21 protein-coding genes and 1 pseudogene are annotated in these 18,658 nt (G+C 64.8%); 11 read left to right on the top strand and 11 right to left on the bottom strand.

Annotated elements, in window-relative coordinates; all coding sequences use genetic code 11:
* Positions 1-2: 2 nt before the first annotated feature.
* Genes FXB40_RS21220 through FXB40_RS21210 form a run of 3 tightly spaced genes read right to left on the bottom strand, consistent with a single transcriptional unit; the run spans position 3 to position 2,167 of the window.
* Positions 3-734: an amino acid ABC transporter ATP-binding protein gene (locus FXB40_RS21220; protein ID WP_148774120.1), complete on the bottom strand. Its 732-nt coding sequence runs from the start codon at positions 732-734 to the stop codon at positions 3-5.
* On the bottom strand, positions 731-1,384 hold the full coding sequence (locus FXB40_RS21215) for an amino acid ABC transporter permease (RefSeq protein ID WP_148774119.1): 654 nt from the start codon (positions 1,382-1,384) through the stop codon (positions 731-733). The genes FXB40_RS21220 and FXB40_RS21215 overlap by 4 nt, the downstream gene beginning before the upstream one ends.
* 24 nt (positions 1,385-1,408) lie before the next feature.
* A complete protein-coding gene (locus FXB40_RS21210; RefSeq protein ID WP_148774118.1) occupies positions 1,409-2,167 on the bottom strand; it encodes an ABC transporter substrate-binding protein in 759 nt (252 codons plus the stop codon).
* Between the two features lie 180 nt (positions 2,168-2,347).
* Here FXB40_RS21210 and FXB40_RS21205 point away from each other — a divergent pair, with 180 nt between their 5' ends.
* On the top strand, positions 2,348-2,998 hold the full coding sequence (locus FXB40_RS21205; RefSeq protein WP_187437034.1) for a helix-turn-helix domain-containing protein: 651 nt from the start codon (positions 2,348-2,350) through the stop codon (positions 2,996-2,998).
* Between the two features lie 111 nt (positions 2,999-3,109).
* On the opposite strand, the gene FXB40_RS21200 is transcribed toward FXB40_RS21205, so the two are convergent.
* Together FXB40_RS21200 and aptA are read right to left on the bottom strand one after the other, a co-directional pair.
* Positions 3,110-4,375: a D-amino acid dehydrogenase gene (locus FXB40_RS21200; protein ID WP_148774116.1), complete on the bottom strand. Its 1,266-nt coding sequence runs from the start codon at positions 4,373-4,375 to the stop codon at positions 3,110-3,112.
* A gap of 70 nt (positions 4,376-4,445) precedes the next feature.
* Entirely contained in the window at positions 4,446-5,774 is a 1,329-nt protein-coding gene (gene aptA / locus FXB40_RS21195) for an omega-aminotransferase AptA (protein WP_148774115.1), read from the bottom strand.
* 148 nt (positions 5,775-5,922) lie between these two features.
* On the opposite strand from aptA, the gene FXB40_RS21190 reads away from it, so the two are divergent.
* From FXB40_RS21190 to FXB40_RS48015, 4 genes and pseudogenes are all read left to right on the top strand, one after another.
* A complete protein-coding gene (locus tag FXB40_RS21190) occupies positions 5,923-6,471 on the top strand; it encodes a cupin domain-containing protein (RefSeq protein WP_148774114.1) in 549 nt (182 codons plus the stop codon).
* A gap of 140 nt (positions 6,472-6,611) precedes the next feature.
* Complete coding sequence (locus tag FXB40_RS48020) at positions 6,612-6,764, top strand: hypothetical protein (protein ID WP_187437033.1); 153 nt, start codon at positions 6,612-6,614, stop codon at positions 6,762-6,764.
* Between the two features lie 102 nt (positions 6,765-6,866).
* A pseudogene (locus tag FXB40_RS21185) lies at positions 6,867-7,343 on the top strand (caspase family protein); the annotation flags it as partial.
* A gap of 134 nt (positions 7,344-7,477) precedes the next feature.
* Positions 7,478-7,978, top strand: a complete 501-nt coding sequence (locus tag FXB40_RS48015) for a tetratricopeptide repeat protein (protein ID WP_246207789.1) — start codon at positions 7,478-7,480, stop codon at positions 7,976-7,978.
* Positions 7,979-7,983: 5 nt separating this feature from the next.
* Here FXB40_RS48015 and FXB40_RS21165 read toward each other — a convergent pair whose 3' ends face one another.
* The 3 genes from FXB40_RS21165 to FXB40_RS21155 are packed head-to-tail and all read right to left on the bottom strand — an operon-like array spanning position 7,984 to position 11,787.
* Entirely contained in the window at positions 7,984-10,245 is a 2,262-nt protein-coding gene (locus tag FXB40_RS21165) for a xanthine dehydrogenase family protein molybdopterin-binding subunit (protein ID WP_148774113.1), read from the bottom strand.
* Positions 10,238-11,293, bottom strand: a complete 1,056-nt coding sequence (locus FXB40_RS21160; RefSeq protein WP_148774112.1) for an FAD binding domain-containing protein — start codon at positions 11,291-11,293, stop codon at positions 10,238-10,240. Before FXB40_RS21160 ends, FXB40_RS21165 begins: the two co-directional genes overlap by 8 nt.
* Entirely contained in the window at positions 11,290-11,787 is a 498-nt protein-coding gene (locus FXB40_RS21155; protein WP_148774111.1) for a (2Fe-2S)-binding protein, read from the bottom strand. Before FXB40_RS21155 ends, FXB40_RS21160 begins: the two co-directional genes overlap by 4 nt.
* 240 nt (positions 11,788-12,027) lie before the next feature.
* Between FXB40_RS21155 and FXB40_RS21150 the strand changes: the two genes are divergently transcribed.
* Together FXB40_RS21150 and FXB40_RS21145 are read left to right on the top strand one after the other, a co-directional pair.
* Complete coding sequence (locus FXB40_RS21150; protein WP_187437031.1) at positions 12,028-12,666, top strand: TetR/AcrR family transcriptional regulator; 639 nt, start codon at positions 12,028-12,030, stop codon at positions 12,664-12,666.
* Between the two features lie 65 nt (positions 12,667-12,731).
* Positions 12,732-13,139, top strand: coding sequence for a DUF4864 domain-containing protein (locus FXB40_RS21145; RefSeq protein WP_148774109.1), 408 nt, complete (start codon positions 12,732-12,734; stop codon positions 13,137-13,139).
* On the opposite strand, the gene lspA is transcribed toward FXB40_RS21145, so the two are convergent.
* The 3 genes from lspA to FXB40_RS48010 are packed head-to-tail and all read right to left on the bottom strand — an operon-like array spanning position 13,136 to position 15,090.
* Complete coding sequence (lspA, locus tag FXB40_RS21140; RefSeq protein ID WP_283812932.1) at positions 13,136-13,636, bottom strand: signal peptidase II; 501 nt, start codon at positions 13,634-13,636, stop codon at positions 13,136-13,138. The genes FXB40_RS21145 and lspA overlap by 4 nt on opposite strands.
* Complete coding sequence (locus tag FXB40_RS21135; protein WP_148774107.1) at positions 13,626-14,891, bottom strand: MFS transporter; 1,266 nt, start codon at positions 14,889-14,891, stop codon at positions 13,626-13,628. Before FXB40_RS21135 ends, lspA begins: the two co-directional genes overlap by 11 nt.
* Complete coding sequence (locus FXB40_RS48010; protein WP_187437067.1) at positions 14,830-15,090, bottom strand: hypothetical protein; 261 nt, start codon at positions 15,088-15,090, stop codon at positions 14,830-14,832. Before FXB40_RS48010 ends, FXB40_RS21135 begins: the two co-directional genes overlap by 62 nt.
* Here FXB40_RS48010 and FXB40_RS21130 point away from each other — a divergent pair.
* The 4 genes from FXB40_RS21130 to FXB40_RS21115 all read left to right on the top strand — a co-directional run bounded on the left by FXB40_RS21130 (position 15,077) and on the right by FXB40_RS21115 (position 18,626).
* A complete protein-coding gene (locus FXB40_RS21130) occupies positions 15,077-15,484 on the top strand; it encodes a hypothetical protein (protein WP_430647845.1) in 408 nt (135 codons plus the stop codon). The genes FXB40_RS48010 and FXB40_RS21130 overlap by 14 nt on opposite strands.
* A 78-nt stretch (positions 15,485-15,562) precedes the next feature.
* Positions 15,563-15,847, top strand: coding sequence for a hypothetical protein (locus tag FXB40_RS21125; protein ID WP_148774105.1), 285 nt, complete (start codon positions 15,563-15,565; stop codon positions 15,845-15,847).
* Between the two features lie 9 nt (positions 15,848-15,856).
* Positions 15,857-17,281 (top strand): TolC family protein, encoded by a 1,425-nt coding sequence (locus FXB40_RS21120; protein WP_148774104.1) that lies wholly within the window; start codon positions 15,857-15,859, stop codon positions 17,279-17,281.
* A 13-nt stretch (positions 17,282-17,294) separates the two neighbouring features.
* Entirely contained in the window at positions 17,295-18,626 is a 1,332-nt protein-coding gene (locus tag FXB40_RS21115) for a copper oxidase (protein ID WP_148774103.1), read from the top strand.
* Positions 18,627-18,658: the final 32 nt, after the last annotated feature.

Raw genomic sequence — 18,658 nt, 5'->3', positions numbered from 1 at the left:
GGTCAGAGCGGATGCAGCACGCGACGCAAAAAATCCTGCGTGCGCGGATGCTGGGGTTGGTTGAGCAGCGTTTTGGCTGGCCCCTGCTCAACGATGACCCCGCCGTCGATGAACAGCACGCGATCGGCAACGTCGCGGGCAAAGCCCATTTCGTGGGTGACGACGACCATGGTCATGCCGTCATCGGCGAGCTTGCGCATCACGCCGAGGACGTCGCCGACGAGTTCCGGATCGAGCGCCGAGGTCGGCTCGTCGAACAGGATCGCCTTGGGCTGCATCGCGAGTGCACGCGCGATGGCGACGCGCTGCTGCTGGCCGCCGGAGAGCTGCGGCGGATGCGCATCGGCTTTTTCAGCAAGACCCACTTGCGCAAGCAGCGCGCGGCCGCGCTCGAGCACCTGAGCACGCGGCTCCCTCTTCACGAAGAGCGGCCCTTCGACGACGTTCTCCAGCACCGTCCGATGCGGGAACAGGTTGAAGCGCTGGAACACCATCGAGACCTGGGTGCGGACTTTCACGATCGAGGACGCATCGCGGTCGACCTTGAGGCCCTCGACGCTGATCTCGCCGCGGTCGTAGCTTTCAAGCCCGTTGATACAACGGAGGATCGTCGACTTGCCCGAACCTGAGGGGCCAATGATGCAGACCACCTCGCCCTTCTGCACGGACGCGGTGATGCCCTTGAGCACCTCGTTCTGGCCAAAGCTCTTGTGAACGTCGTTGAGCTCGATCATTTCTTGCCGGCCCGCTTCTCGAAGTGACGGACCAGCAGGATCAGCGGAATGCTCATGGTGAGATACATCAACGCCACCATCGTAAACACGTTGGTGTTCTTGAAGGTCGAGGACGCGATCAGCTTGCCCTGAAGGGCGAGCTCGGCGACCGTGATGGTCGAGGCCTGCGAGGAATCCTTCAGCATCATGATCATGACGTTGCCGTAGGGCGGCAGCACGATGCGGACCGCCTGCGGCAGCACCACGCGGCGCATGGTGAGCCACCAGCCCATGCCGATCGACTGCGCCGCCTCGATCTGGCCCTTGTCGATCGCCTCGATGCCGGCGCGGAAGTTTTCGGCCTGATAGGCCGAATAGGCGATGCCGAGCCCGAGGATCGCGGCCTGCAGCGCCGACAGCGTGACGCCGAGATCGGGCATCACGAAATAGAGATAGAACAGCAGCACGATGATCGGGATGCCGCGGATCACGTTGATCAGGCTGGCGCTGAGCATCGACAGCACCTTGATGCCGGAGACCCGCATCATCGCCCAGATCAGGCCGAGCACCGTCGAGAGCAGCAGCGAGCCGATGGTGACGAGGATCGTCAGCGCGACGCCGCTCATCAGGATCGGGAAGAACTCGGCGGCGTCGTGCCAGAAGCCTTTCATCGGGCAGCCTTCAGTGAGCCTCTATCAGCCCTGTGCCTTCTGGCCCCATTTTTCGAGGATCTTGTCGATGGTGCCGTTGGCTTTCAGCTTCGCTAGCGACGCGTTGATCTTGCCGAGCAGCGCACTCTCGCCCTTGCGCACGCCGATGCCGACTGAGCCGACGGTGACCGGCTTGTAGCCGTCGACGAGCCGCACCTCGGGGAAGCCGCCCTGCTTGAGATTATAGGCCAGGATCGGATAGTCGGCGTAGCCGGCCTTGAGGCGGCCGGTGTTCACGTCGCGCAGGATGTCGGGGATGGTGTCGTAGGCCTTGACGTCGGCGAACAGGCCGGACTTCTTCAGCGCATCGACGAAGGCGGTGCCGACCTGTGCGCCGACCGTCTCGCCCTTCAGATCGTCCTGCGTGGCATAAGCCTTGGTGTCGGTCTTCGGCACCACCAGACCTTCGCCGTAGGTGTAGATCGGGTCGGAGAAATCGACGACCTCCTTGCGCGGCGCGGTGATGAACATCGCGGCCGCGATGATGTCGATCTTGCTGGAGGTCAGCGACGGGATCAGCGCCGAGAACGACATCGGCTCGATCTGCACGCTGAGGCCTGCATCCTTGCCGATCTCCGTGACGAGATCGACCATGATGCCCTGGATGCTGTTGGTCTTGGTATCAAGGAAGGTGAAGGGAATGCCGGTCGGCGTCGAGCCGACCTTCAGCACCTGCTGCGCCGAAGCCGGCACGATTGCGGCCAGTGCGAATGCCGCAACCGCGGCCTGGACAAAACGCTTCATCGCATTCCCCTTTGGGTCCGGCCGATGCGGCGCTCGCAAATGTCGTCATCGCAGACATTGCGGGCCGAGCCGTTTCGGCCTATTTTCACCAATATGAAAATTTGGTCACACTTTCGCGAATGACGCAAGCGGTTTTCATGCACATGAAGGAAGCGGTTTGACGTGAGCGGTGGCAAAAGAATGCGCAAACCGGCCGCCACGAAGCCGGCCAGGAAGGCCGGGAGCGGCAAGAAGGTTATCGCGAAGCCCGCGGAGCCTGCAATGGACGTTGCCGTCGGCCGCCGCATCCGCGATCTCCGGCGCGTCAGGCAGTTCTCGCTGGAAACAGTCGCAGCGCGCACCGACCTCTCGATCGGCTTCCTCAGCCAGATCGAGCGCGGCTTGTCGTCGCCGTCGCTGCGTGTGCTGGCAACGCTCTCCGACGTGCTCGGCGTCGGCATCGCCGCGCTGTTCGGCGCGAGCCCGAGTGCAGACGGCGCCTCCGATCAGATCGTCACGCGCGGATCGCAACGGCCTGAGCTCAAACTCTGGCGTACCGGCGTCTCAAAACAATTGCTCAGTCCCGCGAGCGCCGACAACAAGCTCAATCTGTTCCTGGTGCATCTGGAGCCCGGCGGCTCCACGGGCGACGAACTCTACACCCATGACGGCGAGGAGGCCGGCCTGGTGCTCGAAGGCGAGATGATGCTGACGGTCGACAGCGAGACATGGTCGCTGAAGACAGGCGACAGCTTTCGGTTCGCGAGCCGAAGGCCGCACCGGTTTTCCAATCCGGCGCAGGATGCGAAGGCTGTGGTGCTGTGGGTGAACTGTGTGACGGCGGCGGGGTGAATTCTTTGCTTCCGTCGTTGCGAGCGCAGCGAAGCAATCCAGAGTCCTTCCGCTGGGACAGTCTGGATTGCTTCGTCGCTTCGCTCCTCGCAATGACGAGGGGATAGAATCTTAGCCAAACCGATGCTGATACCGATCCACTGTCAGCGCACTCACATCTACATCCGGCTTCTTGCCCGACAGCATGTCCGCGAGCACACGGCCGGAGCCGCAGGACATGGTCCAGCCGAGCGTGCCGTGACCGGTGTTGAGGTGGAGGTTGGCGTATTGCGTCGGGCCGATCACGGGCGGGCCGTCCGGCGTCATCGGGCGCAGGCCGCTCCAGAACGTCGCCTTGGAGAGAACGCCGCCGCGCGGGAACAGATCGGTCAGGGAGTGATCAAGCGTGGCGCGGCGCGCGTCGTAGAGCTTGGTCGAGAAGCCCGAGATCTCGGCGGTGCCGCCGACGCGGATGCGATTGCCGAGGCGCGTGATCGCGACCTTGTAGCTCTCGTCCATCACGGTCGATTCCGGCGCGCCGGAGGCGTCCTTGATCGGCACCGTGATCGAATAGCCCTTCACCGGGTAGACCGGCAGCGAAATGCCGAGCGGCGCGACGAGCCGCGACGACCAGCTTCCAAGCGCGAGAACATAAGCGTCTGCCTGCAACATCCCGGCGCTGGTCGCGACACCGCTGACGCGCGTGCCATCGGTGACGATGCGGTCGATGCCGGTATTGAACATGAAGCGCACACCGAGCGCTTCGGCATGCTTGGCCAGCGCCTGCGTGAACATGTGGCAGTCACCGGTCTCGTCCTGCGGCAGGCGAAGGCCGCCGACGAATTTCTCCTTCACGCCGGCGAGCGCCGGTTCAACTGCGATGCAGCCCTCGCGGCTCAGCGTCTCGTAAGGCACGCCGTACTGCTTGAGCACCGCAACGTCTTCGCCGGTGCCGTCGAGCTGCGCCTGGTAGCGGAACAGTTGCAGCGTGCCCTGCGAGCGCTCGTCATATTGAATGCCGATGTCGCGGCGCAGATCACGCAGGCAATCGCGGCTGTATTCCGCGATCGGAATCATCCGGCTCTTGTTGACCGCATAGCGCGCACTGGTGCAATTGCGCAGCATCTTGAGCAGCCAGACCCACATCACGGGGTCGAGCTTCGGACGGATCACCAGCGGGCCGTGCTTCATCAGCAGCCACTTGACCGCCTTCACCGGCACGCCGGGGCCGGCCCATGGCGAGGAGTAGCCGGGCGACACTTCGCCGGCATTGGCAAAAGAGGTCTCCAGCGCCGGTTCGGGCTGACGGTCGACGACCGTCACTTCGTGGCCGGCACGGGCGAGGTAGTAGGCAGAGGTGACACCGATGACACCGCTGCCGAGGATCAAAACTTTCACGCTTGGTCAAACTCCCGCGGCATCACGCTCGCCGCTGCAAGGAAACAACTCGCAACGGCGAGAGCAATTATCAGGCCACCCGCTTGATGGCGTCGCCCAGGATCGACACGATGTCGTCGATGTGGCTCTTCTCGACGATGAGCGGCGGCGACAGCGCGAAGGAGTCGCCGCTCATGCGGAAGTACAGACCGCGATTGAAGCAGTCGACCATGACGTCGTAGCCGCGCGCACCGACCGTGCCATCGCGCGACGACAGCTCGACCGCGCCCATCAGGCCGCAATTGCGGATATCGACGACGTTGGGCAGGCCCTTCAGCGAATGCAGCGCATCGCGCCAGTATTCCGCGATCGAGGCCCCGCGCGTGAGCAGCCCCTCATCCTTGTAGATGTCGAGCGTGGCGATGCCCGCGGCGCAGGCGGTCGGATGCGCGGAATAGGTGTAGCCGTGGAACAGCTCCATCTGGTTCTCCGGACCGACCATCATGCCATCGTGAACCTTGCGGCTGGCGAACACCGCGCCGCAAGGAATGGTGCCGTTGGTGATGCCCTTGGCCGTCGTCATCAGGTCCGGCGTGACGCCGAAGAAGTCGGCGGCGAACGGCGTGCCGAGGCGACCGAAGCCGGTGATGACCTCGTCGAAAATCAGGAGGATGCCGTGCTTGTCGCAGATCGCGCGCAGGCGCTGCAGATAGCCCTTCGGCGGCGGCAGCACCGCGGTCGAACCCGGCACCGGCTCGACGATGACGGCGGCGATGGTCTCGGCACCATGCAAGGCCACCAGACGCTCGAGATCGTCGGCGAGTTCGGCGCCATGCTCGGGCTGGTCCTTGGCGAAGGCGTTGCGGCCGAGATCGTGGGTGTGGCGGATGTGATCGACGCCCGGCAGCAGCGTGGCGAAGGCCCGGCGGTTGGCGACCATGCCGCCAACCGAGGTGCCGCCAAAGCCGACGCCGTGATAGCCGCGCTCGCGGCCGATCAGGCGGGTGCGGCTCGCCTGGCCGTTGGCGCGATGATAGGCGAGCGCGATCTTCAGCGCGGTGTCGACCGATTCAGAGCCGGAATTGGTGAAGAAGACGCGGTCGAGGCCCTTCGGCGCGATCTCGGCGAGACGCTCGGCGAAGTCGAACGCCAGCGGATGGCCCATCTGGAATGACGGCGCGAAGTCCAGCGTCATCAGCTGCCGCTCGACCGCAGCGGCGATCTGCTTGCGGCCGTGGCCGGCATTGACGCACCAGAGGCCGGCGGACCCGTCGATCACCTTACGGCCGTCGACGGTGGTGTAATGCATGCCCTCGGCCGAGGAAAACAGGCGCGGCGCCTTCTTGAACTGACGGTTGGCCGTGAACGGCATCCAGAACGAGTCGGTCTTGATAGTGTTCGGAATCTGATGAAGGGTCACGGGCCACGCTCCTTTGCTGACGGCATAGCAGAGGCACGGCTTCCGGAGCGCAACAAGTCCTTTTCTGACGACCTGCAAGCCATTGATTTCACTGGGGCTGCCGGTCCATATTTGCGCGATCCGCAACACTTGCAACAGGGATTTGGGCATGAGCGTCGACATCGGCGGACGGTTGCGATTCATCCGGGCGCGCCAGAAGCTGTCGCAGCGGGAGCTCGCCAAGCGCTCCGGCGTGACCAATTCGACGATTTCGCTGATCGAATCCAACCAGATGAACCCGTCGGTCGGCGCGCTCAAGCGCATCCTGGACGGCATCCCGATGGGGCTTGCCGAGTTCTTTGCGCTCGAGCCGGAGAAGCGGCGCAAGATCTTTTATCGCTCGGAGGAGCTGACCGAGGTCGGCAAGAAGCCGATCTCCTATCGGCAAGTCGGCGACAATCTATTCGGCCGCAGCCTGCAGATCTTGAAGGAGCGCTACGAGCCCGGCAGCGACACCGGGCGCGTGCATCTCGTTCATGACGGCGAGGAAGGCGGCATCGTGATTTCAGGAAAGCTCGAAGTCACCGTCGAGGACGAGCGCCGCATCCTCAATCCAGGCGATGCCTATTATTTCGAGAGCCGCCGCCCGCATCGCTTCCGCTGCGTCGGCGGCAAACCGTGCGAAGTGATCTCGGCCTGCACACCGCCGACGTTTTAAAGCGCGGCAAGTTTATCCGGGATCCTACGGAGTGCCCCGGTGTCTTACGGAGCTTGAGGCATCTCAATTTCCGCGCGTCAGTCCTCTATATGTTGCGAGACGTAGCCGAGCAGCTGAGCTGCTTCGTAACAGAGTTCACGATGAGAACCACCCTCGCCAATGCTGAAGCCGCGCTCGATGAAGTTCAGCGCGATACACGAAAGCTCCATTCACGGGAGCTGCGCGAGGTTATCGAAAAATACATCGAAGAGCAGCGAGATCAGATCAAGGCTCTCCGCCGGATGATGAACTGATCCGGCCGCCAAGGCGGACACGACGCCGAGCGATCTGCTGAACCGGGACGTCGCAACGAGCGACCAATATCCAGGACGTCCCGTTTCGCGGAGTGCATCACCATGGCGAGCCGCATTGGCTTGACGGCGCGCCTGATTGGCGCGGTGCTGCTGGCCTGCGTCGCCTCCGCTGCGCACGCCGAGAAGCGCGTTGCGCTGGTGATCGGCAATTCCGCCTACCAGACGGTTGCCAAGCTGCCCAATTCAGCGGCCGACGCCCGACTGATATCGGATACGCTGCGCTCGCTCGGCTTCTTCGTGGTCGGCGGCGGCGCGCAAATCGATCTCGACAAGGCGGGCTTCGACCATGCGCTGCAAGCTTTCAGCCAGAAACTGATCGGCGCGGACGTGGCGCTGTTCTATTTCGCCTGCCACGGCGTCGAAACGCACGGCCTGAATTATATCGTGCCCGTCGACGCCCACCCGGCGGACGAGGGCGATGTGTTCGTGCAGGGGGTCGGCCTTGCCGGCGTGCTCGATCAGATGGAGAAATCGGGAGCCAAGATCAACCTGATGCTGCTCGATGCCTGCCGCAACAATCCATTCGTCGGTCATGGCCTTCGCGACGCTGCCGGCGGCCTAACCCAGATGCAGGCCCCGCCGGGCACGCTCATTTCATTCGCCACGCCGGCCGAGCCGCCACCGCCCGCAAAGACTATCCGGAAGCGCTTCGTTTGTACGAGAAGGCTGCAGCCGCGGGCTATCCGGCGGCGATGCATAACATCGGCGTGCTTTACGCGACCGGCGAAGGCGTCACGAAGGACAACGCCGAGGCCATGCGTTGGTACAAGAAGGCATCGGACGCCGGCGACCCCCTCGGGATGCTGGAGCTCGGCTGGCTCTATGCCTTCGGAGAGGGCAACGCCAGGAATTGCCCAGAGGCAGTCAGGCTCAATGAGGCCGCGGTCAAGGCCGGCGTTGGGGCCGCGATGAACAATCTCGGCCTGCTCTATATGCGGGGCCGCTGCGTCGAACGCGACTATGCAGCGGCGCGCCGGCTGTTCGAGCAGGGGGCTGCGCTGAACGATGACACCGCCCTGAACAGCCTTGGCTCGATGTACAACGAGGCCCAGGGCGTGCCGCGCAATACGCGGCTCGCCCGGGAATTGTTCGAGAGATCGGCGGCGCTAGGCTATGCGCTCGCCCAGCAGAACCTGCGCGACATGCGCCCCTAGCCCCATCAGCGTTGCGTCAGTAGTTCCTCGATCCTGATCGGGAAGCGGCGCACCCGCACGCCGGTCGCGTGCCAGACGGCATTGGCGACCGCGCCGGCGCTGCCGGTGATGCCGATCTCGCCGACGCCCTTGATGCCGAGCGCATTGACGTGCGGATCGTGCTCCTCGACCGTGATCACGTCGAGCGGCGGCACGTCGGCATTCACCGGGATATGGTACTCGCCGAGATTGGCATTCATGATCCTCCCGCTGCGGCGGTCGGTGATGGCCTCTTCGTGCAGAGCAAATGACATGCCCCAGATCATGCCGCCGAACAGCTGGCTCTTCACCAGATGCGGGTTGACGATGCGCCCCGCAGCGAACGCACCGACCATGCGGGTGACGCGGATCTGGCCGAGCTCGGGATCGACCTTCACCTCCGCAAACACCGCGCCATGGGCGTGCATCGCATATTCTTCCATCGCCGCCGGATTCGGCGCACCGGTGCCGCGGGCCTCGACCTCGGCGACGCCGGCGCGCGCGAGGATCTCGGCATAGCTCTCGCTGCGGCTCTCGTCGTCGCGCCGGATCAAACGGCCATCGCGCGCGATCACGCCGGCATTGCCGGCGCCGAACAGCGGCGAGCGCTCGTCATTGGTGGCGAGATCGGCGAGCTTTGCGATCACGGCAGCACCCGCGCTGTGGATCGCAGCACCGGCGGTTGCCGTGTGCGCCGAGCCGCCGGCGATGCCTGCGTCGGGCAGATCGGACGTCCCGGCCTTGAATTCGACGCGGTCGATATCGAGGCCGACGGCGTCGGCTGCGATCTGAGCCAGTGCCGTCCAGGCGCCCTGCCCCATGTCATGTGCGCCGATCTCCATGACGCCGGCGCCGTCACGGCGAATCACGGCGCGTGCTTGCGCCTGGAACATCAGCGCCGGGAACGTCGCGGTCCCCATGCCCCAGCCGACGAGCAAGCCGGAATCGTCGCGCATCTGCCGCGGCTGGAGCAAGCGCTTCGCCCAGCCGAAGCGCGCCGCACCCTGATCGTAGCAGGCGCGCAGCGCTTTGGAAGAGAACGGCTTGCCGGTGATCGGCTCGACCTCGGCGTAGTTCTTCAGCCGGAAGGCCAGCGGATCCATGCCGCAGGCCCAGGCCATCTCGTCGATCGCGCTTTCCAGCGCAATCGATCCGGTCGCCTCGCCCGGCGCGCGCATGAACAATGGCGTGCCGGTGTTGACGCGCACGGCATCGTGCGAGGTGCGGATCGCAGGCGCGGCGTAGAGCGTATGCGACGCATCGGCGGCCGGTTCGTAGAAATCGTCGAACGTGCTCGACACGGTGCGCGCATGGTGATCGAGCGCGGTCAGGCGCCCCTCGCCGTCGGCGCCGATGCGCAGGCGCTGACGCGTCGGCGCACGATGGCCGACCGGGCCATACATCTGCTCACGGCGCAGCACGAGCTTGACCGGTCTGCCGACCAGCTTGGCGGCCATCAGGCCGAGCACGGGAGGGCCGGCCATGAGCCCCTTGGAGCCAAAACCGCCGCCGAGGAACGGGCTGCGGATGTGGATCTTGTCATGCGCGATGCCGAATAATTCGGCGACGCGCGCCAGTGACAGCATGAGACCCTGGGTCGGCATGTCGATCTGCACGCCGTCACCATCCCAGTGAGCGACGATCGCATGCGGCTCCATGGCGTTGTGATATTGCGGCGGAGTCTCGTAGATGGCGTCGATCTGCTTGTCGGCCGAGGCAAGGCCTGCCTCGACATCGCCGCGGTGATTTTCCGTGGGATTGCCAACGCCGACAACAGGCGGCACAAAACTCGCGCCGGCATCGACGCCCACGAGCGCAGGAAGCTCCTCATAGCGCGGCGCCAGCAGTACCGCGCCTTCCGTCGCGGCTTCGAGCGTCTCGGCGATCACGACGGCGATCGGCTGGTTGGCGTAGCGGACCTCGTTGCTCTGCAACACCTCCATCCGGAATACGAACGGATTGGTCTTGATCTCCGGATCAATTGCAAGCTGCGGCTTGTGGTCCGGCGTCATGACGTCGACAACGCCGGGATGACGCTTGGCGGCGGCGACATCAAGCGAGGTCACGCGGCCATGCGCGATCCCTGACACCGCCATCACCGCAAACAGCATGCCGGGCGGATGATTGTCGGCGGCGTAGGTCGCCTGCCCCTTGACCTTGAGCACGCCGTCGCGGCGGGTCAGCGGCTGGCCGATGCTCGAGCCGTGACGGAGATGAGCGGGAGCGCTGGTGAGATTGAGCTCAGGCATGGATGGCTCCAGACGTCGAAGCAAAGGGGGATGCCGGTAGCGCGGCGATACGCGCGGGCGTACCGGCTGCGGCAAGGATGAGCGCGCGCACGACAATGCGGCGTGCGAGCTCGATCTTGTAGGCGTTGTCGCCGGACGGTTTTGCGTCGGTCAGCGCGCGCCAGGCAGCCTCCTGGAAGACACCTGCCGTTGGTGCGACGCCTCTCAGCACATCTTCCGCGGCCCGGGCACGCCAGGGCTTTGCGGCGACGCCGCCAAGCGCAAGCCGCGCCTCCGCGACCTTGCCGTTCTCGATCCGCAGCGCCGCCGCGGCCGAGACGATGGCGAACGCGTAGGACGTACGCTCGCGAACCTTGAGATAGCGTGCATGCGCGGCAAAACCACGCGCCGCGGGCGGCAGACGCACCGCGACGATGAGGTCGCCGGGCTCAAGCGCGGACTCGCGCTCAGGCGTGTTGCCGGGCAGGCGATGCAGTTCGTCGAGCGTGATCTCGCGACGACCGTTCCTGCCTTCGATCTCGACGATGGCGTCGAGCGCCACGAGCGGCACGCAGAAGTCGGAAGGGTTCGTCGCGATGCAGTTCTCGCTCCAGCCAAGCACGGCGTGGGTACGGTTCTCGCCATCGCGGGCATCGCAGCCGCTGCCGGCCTCGCGCTTGTTGCAGCGGCTGGCGGTGTCGTAGAAATAGGCGCAACGGGTCCGCTGCAGCAGATTGCCGCCCACGGTGGCGGCGTTGCGCAGTTGCGCCGACGCGCCTGAGAGAAGCGCTTCGGCCACGGCCGGATAGGCCTTCGCGAACCCCGCATCATGGGCGAGATCGGCATTGCTTACGAGCGCGCCGATACGCACGCTGCCGTCGGCGAGGGTTTCAATTCCGTCGAGTCCATCGAGATGCGTGACGTCGACCAGTCGATCCGGGCGACTGATATTGCCCTTCATCAGGTCAAGCAGATTGGTGCCGGCGGCAAGATAAGTGGCGCCCGGCTGGGCAGCGGCGGCAATGGCCTCTGCGACCGTTGCGGGCCTGACATAATCGAACTGTTTCATGCGGAGCGCCTCTGGTTGGACTCGTCGGCACCGGCCTGCGCCTCGAGCACGGCATCGACGATGCCGGCATAGGCGCCGCAGCGGCAGAGATTGCCGCTCATGCATTCGCGGATGCGTTCGGGATCATTGCCGGCCTGGGCTTCCTGCATCATGCCGATGGCGCTCATGATCTGGCCGGGCGTGCAGAAGCCGCACTGGAATCCGTCATGGGCGATGAAGGCGGCCTGGACGGGGTGAAGCTGGTCGCCGCGCGCCACGCCTTCGATGGTGAGGATATCAGCGCCGTCATGGCTGACGGCGAGTGCGAGGCAGGAATTGATGCGCTTGCCGTCGACGAGGATGGTGCAGGCCCCGCACTGGCCGCGGTCGCATCCCTTCTTGGTTCCGGTGAGATGGAGGCGCTCACGCAGGAGATCGAGCAGCGTGACGCGCGGATCGTCGAGGACGAAATCGCGCCGCGTGCCGTTCACGGTGAGGCTGATGGAGTGGTTCATATAGGGCTCCGATCAGATATGGACATGGCTCATCGCCCGGCGCGCCACCTCCGTGGCCACCGTCGATCTCGCGCCGGCCGGACGTGGGTCCGGACCGGCATATGCGAAGATACGGAGGCTGCCTCCGCTTAACAAGGGCCGCCGGAAAATAATTGGAATTCGTCAAAAGCCCGTGCGCAGACAACGCGGTGCAGCTAGCCAAGGGTTCAATCTAACCAATTCGTGATCTACATTGTCGGCATGGACGACCACACCGACCAGATCCGAAAGCCCCGCGCCGATGCCGTGCGCAATCGGGAGCGCGTGCTCGAGGCGGCCAAGGTCGTGTTCAACGCCGGTGGCCCCGAGGCAAGCCTGGAGGCCGTGGCCAAACGCGCCGGCGTCGGCATCGGCACGCTCTACCGGCATTTCCCGACGCGCGAGGATCTGTTCGAGGCGGTGTACCGTCGTGAGGTCGAGCAGCTCAGCGAACTCGCCGAGCAGCTCAAGAACGCCAAGGATCCAGTGGACGCGCTCCGGCGCTGGCTGCGCTCCAACGTCGAATTTGTCGCCACGAAAAAGGGCATGTCGGCCGCACTGGCGCTGACGTTCCAGAGTTCGTCGGACCTGGCGGCGTTCTCGATGGACCGTCTGACCAAGGCGATCGGCTCACTGCTCGACCGCGCGGTCGCGGCGGGCGAGATGCGTGGGGATGTCAGTCCGCATGACCTGCTCAGGGCCCTCGTCGGCATGTGCTACATGCACGACCAGCCCGGCTGGCAATCCTCGGTGCTGCGGATGCTCGACGTGTTTGTCGACGGTCTTCGCGTGCAGCCCGTCGCCGGCACTAAGGCGCGCACCGCCAAGCGTGCGAAGCCGGCGGTGAAACGGAAGCGATAGCGCCTCCGTATCTTCCACGGTCATGCTAGGATCAGCATCGCCGGGATTTCAACGCGGAGCCTGCCATGCGCATTGCCGCCTTGCTCATCGTTCTCAGTATTGCTTGCGGTCCCATCTCCGCGCGCGCCGACGATGTCGCGACAGCGCAAGGCGTGATCCGGGCTCAGGAACAAGCTTTTGCGCACGACGATGCGGCTGCGGCCTATTCCCAGGCCGCGCCGGCGATCAAGGAGATCTTCCCCGCGCCCGACATCTTCATGTCCATGGTGCAGAGGGGCTACGCACCGGTCTATCGTCACAAGAGTTTTGAGTTCGGCGAGAGCAAGATCGAAGGCAGCTCAATCGCCCAGCGCGTTCAAATCATCGATGCCAATGGCGAGGCCTGGGAAGCGCTCTACACGCTCGAACAGCAGGCCGACGGAAGCTACAAGATCACCGGCTGCTCGCTGCTGAAGGCGGGACAGGCGGTTTAGGCCGCCTCCAGACATAAGGACACCACGGTCGCGATGGCGCCCAAGGTGATCGCGGTGTCGGCGACGTTGAAAATGGCGAACGACCAGGCCTGGTAGGATAGGTGGACGAAGTCGACCACCGAGCCGATCCGCGCGCGGTCCAGCATATTGCCAAGCGCGCCGCCAATGATCAGGGCAAGTCCGGTTGCCAGGATCGGCTGGCCAGGCGGCACGCGACTAAGCCACCAGGCCAACAAGCCGCAGGCGAGGAGCGAGAGGCCAACCAGCGGCCAGCGTTGTGCATTGTCGGCAAACCGCAGGACGCTGAACGAGACACCCTTGTTGTAGGACAGCACGAAGTCGATGGATGGCAATGCCGTGGACGAGAAGATGATCATCGGACGATCGGGCTCTAGCCAACCGACGACGAGCTGCTTCGTGCCCTGATCCAGCAGCACGACAACAAGGACCAACCAGATCCAGCGGAGGCTGATACGTGACGGCGCCCTAGGTCGCAAAACCCGGCCCTGTCTTGACCGAATTCATCCGCGAGCGGATCAGCAGCGTCAGGACGATGCCGATATTAAGGGCATTCCATGCTACGCCGTTGGCGAACGCAGCCGCGTAGGAGCCGGTGGCATCGAAGATGATGCCGGACACCCAGCCGCCAAAGGACATGCCGAATACGGAGGCAAAGATCACGATGCCGACGCGGGTCGCGGCTTCGCTGGCCGGCATGGCCTCGCGCACGATGATGGCGTAGCTCGGCACGATGCCGCCCTGGAACAGGCCGAACATCGCGGAGATCAGATACAGCGACGTAAGGCTGTCGAAGAACAGGTAAAACACCAGCGCAAAGCCCTGCGCCAGTGCTCCGATCAGCAGAGTCGGAATGCCGCCGATCTTGTCCGCAAGATAACCCGAGCCGATACGGCTGACGATGCCGCAGGCCATCATCAGCGACAGCATCTCGGCGCCACGCGCCACGCCGTAACCGAGATCGCCGCAATAGGCGACGATATGCACCTGCGGCATCGCCATGGCGACGCAGCAGGAAATGCTGGCGATCGAGAGCAGCACCGTCAGCGTGTTGGTCGAGAGCCTGAGATCGACGCGGGGCGGCGCCGCATTGGCGTGATTCCGGACCTTGTCGTCGCCCATCTGCGCGCGCAGGACCAGAACCAGAAGCGACATCAACACCACGCAAACGAGGGCGACGCCGATATGGGTGGAGCGCCAGCCGATCCTCTCAATGCCAGTGTTGATGAGCGGCGGCCATATCGTGCCGGCCACGTAATTGCCGCTCGCGACGATGGTCACAGCCAGACCGCGATAGCGCTCGAACCAGTGCGAGGCCTCCGCCATCAGCGGTGCGAAGGTCGCGGACGTGCCGAGCCCGATCAGGAAATAGGCGGCGACGAACTGCCAGAGCTGGGTCGACAGTCCCGCGAGCGTATTGGCGACGCCGAGAAAGGCGATGCTGATCGCCATCGCCGGCACGATGCCGAACTTGTCGGTGATCTTGCCGGCGATCACGCCACCGAGCCCGAATCCGAACATCATCAGTGTGAAGGCCAGCGACACCGCGCCGCGCGTGGCGGCGAATTCGGCCTGCACGACGGGAATCACCACGACGACCGCCCACATGCCCACGCCGCCGATCGAGCCGATCAGCAGTGCGAGCAAAAGCCGCACCCAGGCCTGACGGGAGTCAGGGGTGAATGAGGCCGGTTTTTGTCCTGGGTGATTTGGTGCGTGCACGGCGCGGACCATGTTCGCTGACCGCCTTGCGGTCAAGCATCGTGCCGCGATATTGGGCATGCGCCGTGCACTGCGGTAAGAAGAGCTTGGCGAAATCGCGCTTTGCCATTAGTTTGCAATCTGCGTGTGCAAGGTTGCCGCGCGAAGAGCATGTCAGTGGGATGTTGTTGCAATTGACGCGATCGATGCGGATCAGGGTGGGGCGCTTCATTGCGCTGGCCTATCTGTTCTGCGTGCTCGCGCCGGCGGCGGCTCTTGCCTGGGGCAACGGCCCGGCGCCGTGCCTTGATGATGCGCTGCTCGCCGATCTCGTGCCGATCCGTCAAGCGATGCCGGCAAGCCACACGCATGACGGCGCGACCCATGACCACGCCGGCATGCACGCGCATCACCAGACCGCTGCACAGGACATGCCCGCCCCGCATCACCATGATGGCAAGGGCAAAGCAGGTCCGTGCTGCGCCATGATGTGCGTCAGCGCGTTGCCGGCCGATCTGCCGAGCTTCGCAAAGCCGCTTCGGCCGGTTTCCAGCTGTGCGCCCGAGATCGTGGCCAGCCTGCACAGCACGGCGCCGCCGCTGCTCTACCGCCCTCCCATCATCTGATCTGATTCCACGACGTCAGGCCGGGCGCGCAATCCGCGCGCGCGCACCTGTGGTCTCCAGACAGATCAGGGATAAATCATGCTTACGCTTCTCGGGGCGAAGTCCGCCGCCGCATCTGCGGCGCGTGGAGGTCACTTTCGATTCCATTGGCCGCTGCTGGCCGCAGCCGCATTGGCATTGTCCGGCTGCATGCCGGCTACAACGTCCGTGGCCGGCGCGGATCCAACCGATCCCGCGGCAAAGCCAGCGCGCGTCGACTATCGCTCGACCGTCGCGCCCTATACGAGCCTGCGGCCTGCAGCGCCGGCGCCATGGCGCGAGCGCAACGACGCCGTCACGCCGCAGCCGAAGCAAGACCGGTAGGAGCGCGCCATGGCACAGTATTTTGCACGGAGCCTGCTCGTTCTCGGCGCGCTCGGCCTCTCCGGCTGCGCCGCGTTCTCGCCCGACAGCGGCATGACAGCGGTCTCCGAGCTGACGAGCCAGACCATCAGGAAGGACGTCGCCTTTGTGCGAACGGCCGACGGAGCCGGTGCAGTCGACACACGCGTTCGCCAGTTGCTGTCGCGGACGCTGACCATAGAGACCGCCGTGCAGGTCGCGCTGCTCAACAACAAGGGGCTGCAGGCCGCCTATAACGAACTGGCGCTGGCCGAGACGGAGCTGGTCGAGCAGAGCCTGCCGCCCAATCCGGTGTTCTCGGTCTCGCGCATCTCGGGCAATGGCGCCAGCGAGATCGAGCGCCAGGTCGTCGGCGACATCCTGGCGTTGGCCACGCTGCCGTTCCGACCCGACATCGCGCGCGAGCGCTTTCGTCAGGCGCAATTGCGTGCGGCGCTGGCTACGCTTCGGCTCGCCGCCGATGTGCGGCGCGCTTACGTTCGCGCAGTCGCCGGAAACGAGATGGTGGTCCTGCTGACAGACGCGAAGGCGACGGCGGAATCGACTGCGCAACTCGCGGTGAAGCTCGGCGAGACCGGCTCGATCAACAAGCTCGACCAGGCTCGCGAGCGGGTGTTTTACGCCGAGACCACCGCCGATCTCGCCACCGCACGCCAGGCGGCGACGAGCGCGCGCGAAAAGCTGGCACGGCTGATGGGGCTGTGGGACGACGGCCTCGACTTCCGTTTGCCCAACGCGTTGCCGCCGCTGCCGCGCCGGCCGCAGGCTCTGCCCTCGATCGAAGCCGATGCGGTGGCCCATCGCATCGACCTGCAGATCGCGCGGCTCGAGCTGACGGCGCTGGCAAAATCGTTGAACCTCACCGAGGCGACCCGCTTCGTCACGCTGCTCGATCTCGCCGGCATCTCACGCCGGACCCAGGATCCGGAAGGCGCTCCGTTCCGCGAGCGCGGTTTCGACGTGCAGTTCCAGATCCCGATCTTCGACGGCGGCGAGGTCCGCGTACGCCAGGCCGCGGAGACCTACAATCTCGCCTTCAATCGCCTGACCGAGCGGGCCGTGAACGTCCGCTCGGAAGCGCGCGATGCCTACCGTGTCTATCGCTCCACCTACGATATCGCGAGCCACTACCAGCGCGAGATCATCCCGCTGCGAAAAATCATCACCGAGGAGATACAGTTGCGCTTCTCCAGCATGCAGGTCGACATCTTCGCACTCCTGACCGAAGCGCGGCAGCGCCTCGCATCGCTGCGCGGCGCGATCGACGCCAGGCAAAACTTCTTCCTCGCCCAGTCCGATTTGCAGACTGCCGTCAATGGCGGCGGCGCGCCTGCTTCGGGCGGCGACGATCCCACCAATATCGCCGCGGCAGCACCTGCCGATGGCGGCCACTGACATGGAGGCCAGCATGTTTTCCCGCCGAGGATTTTTAGGCACCGCCGCACTCGTGAGCGCATCGGCCGTCAGCGGCCGCGTCCAGGCCGCATCGATTCCGGAAGCAGCCCATATGGACAAGGCGGTGATGCAGCCGCCGCTGCATCCCATTAGCGGTCCCGACTATCATCCCGTCGTCACCTTGAACGGCTGGACGCTGCCGTTTCGCATGAACGGCGACTGGAAGGAGTTTCATCTCGTCGCCGAGCCCGTGGTGCGCGAGTTCGCCGAGGGCATGAAGGTCAATCTCTGGGGCTACAACGGCCAGTCGCCGGGGCCGACCATCGAGGCTGTCGAGGGCGACAAGGTTCGCATCTTCGTCACCAACCGCCTGCCCGAATACACCACCGTGCATTGGCACGGCATGATCATCCCGAGTGGCATGGACGGCGTCGGCGGACTGACCCAGCCGCATATCGAGCCGGGAAAGACCTTCGTCTACGAGTTCGAGATGAAGAAGAGCGGGACCTTCATGTACCACCCGCATTCCGACGAGATGGTGCAGATGGCGATGGGCATGATGGGCATGGTCGTCGTGCACCCGCGCGACCCGAACTTCCGCCCCGTCGACCGCGACTTCGTCTTCGTGATGAGCACCCATCGCGTCGATCCCGGCACCTATCTGCCGCGGGTCAACGAGATGACCGACTTCAACATGTGGACCTGGAATGCGCGGGTGTTTCCGGGCATCGATCCGCTGCCGGTCAGGCTCGGCGACAAGGTGCGCGTGCGCATCGGCAATCTCAGCATGACCAACCACCCGATCCATCTGCATGGCCACAGCTTTGCCGTGACCTGCACCGACGGCGGCTGGATTCCCGAGAGCGCGCAGTATCCGGAGACGACGACCGACGTGCCGGTCGGCGCCGTGCGCGTGTTTGACGTCCTCGCCGACAATCCCGGCGACTGGGCGTTTCACTGCCACAAGTCTCACCACACCATGAATGCGATGGGGCATGACATGCGCAACATGATCGGCGTCTCGCGCAAGGATCTCGCCAAGGCGGTCGGCAAGCTCGCCCCTGACGCGATGGTGATGGGCCAGTCCGGCATGGCGATGGGCAACATGGAAATGCCGGCGCCCGACAACACGCTGCCGATGATGAGCGGCGCCGGCCAGTTCGGCCCGATCGAGATGGGCGGCATGTTTACGGTGATGAAGATCCGCGAGGGCCTTGCGCGCGACGATTATCGCGATCCCGGCCCCTATCAATTCCCGCAAGGCACCGTCGCCTACGAGGTCGCCCCGCCCGCGGCGGAGCCGGCGCGGCAGCCGGCCTCGCCGGCGCACAAGATGAAGATGTGAGCGTTTCGATGAACCACCAACTGGAGACTACA

Origin of the sequence: Bradyrhizobium rifense, assembly GCF_008123425.1 — a bacterium.
Taxonomy (GTDB): domain Bacteria; phylum Pseudomonadota; class Alphaproteobacteria; order Rhizobiales; family Xanthobacteraceae; genus Bradyrhizobium; species Bradyrhizobium rifense.
The sequence above is the reverse complement of the archived record's forward strand: the minus strand, read 5'-3'. Positions and strand labels throughout refer to the sequence as shown.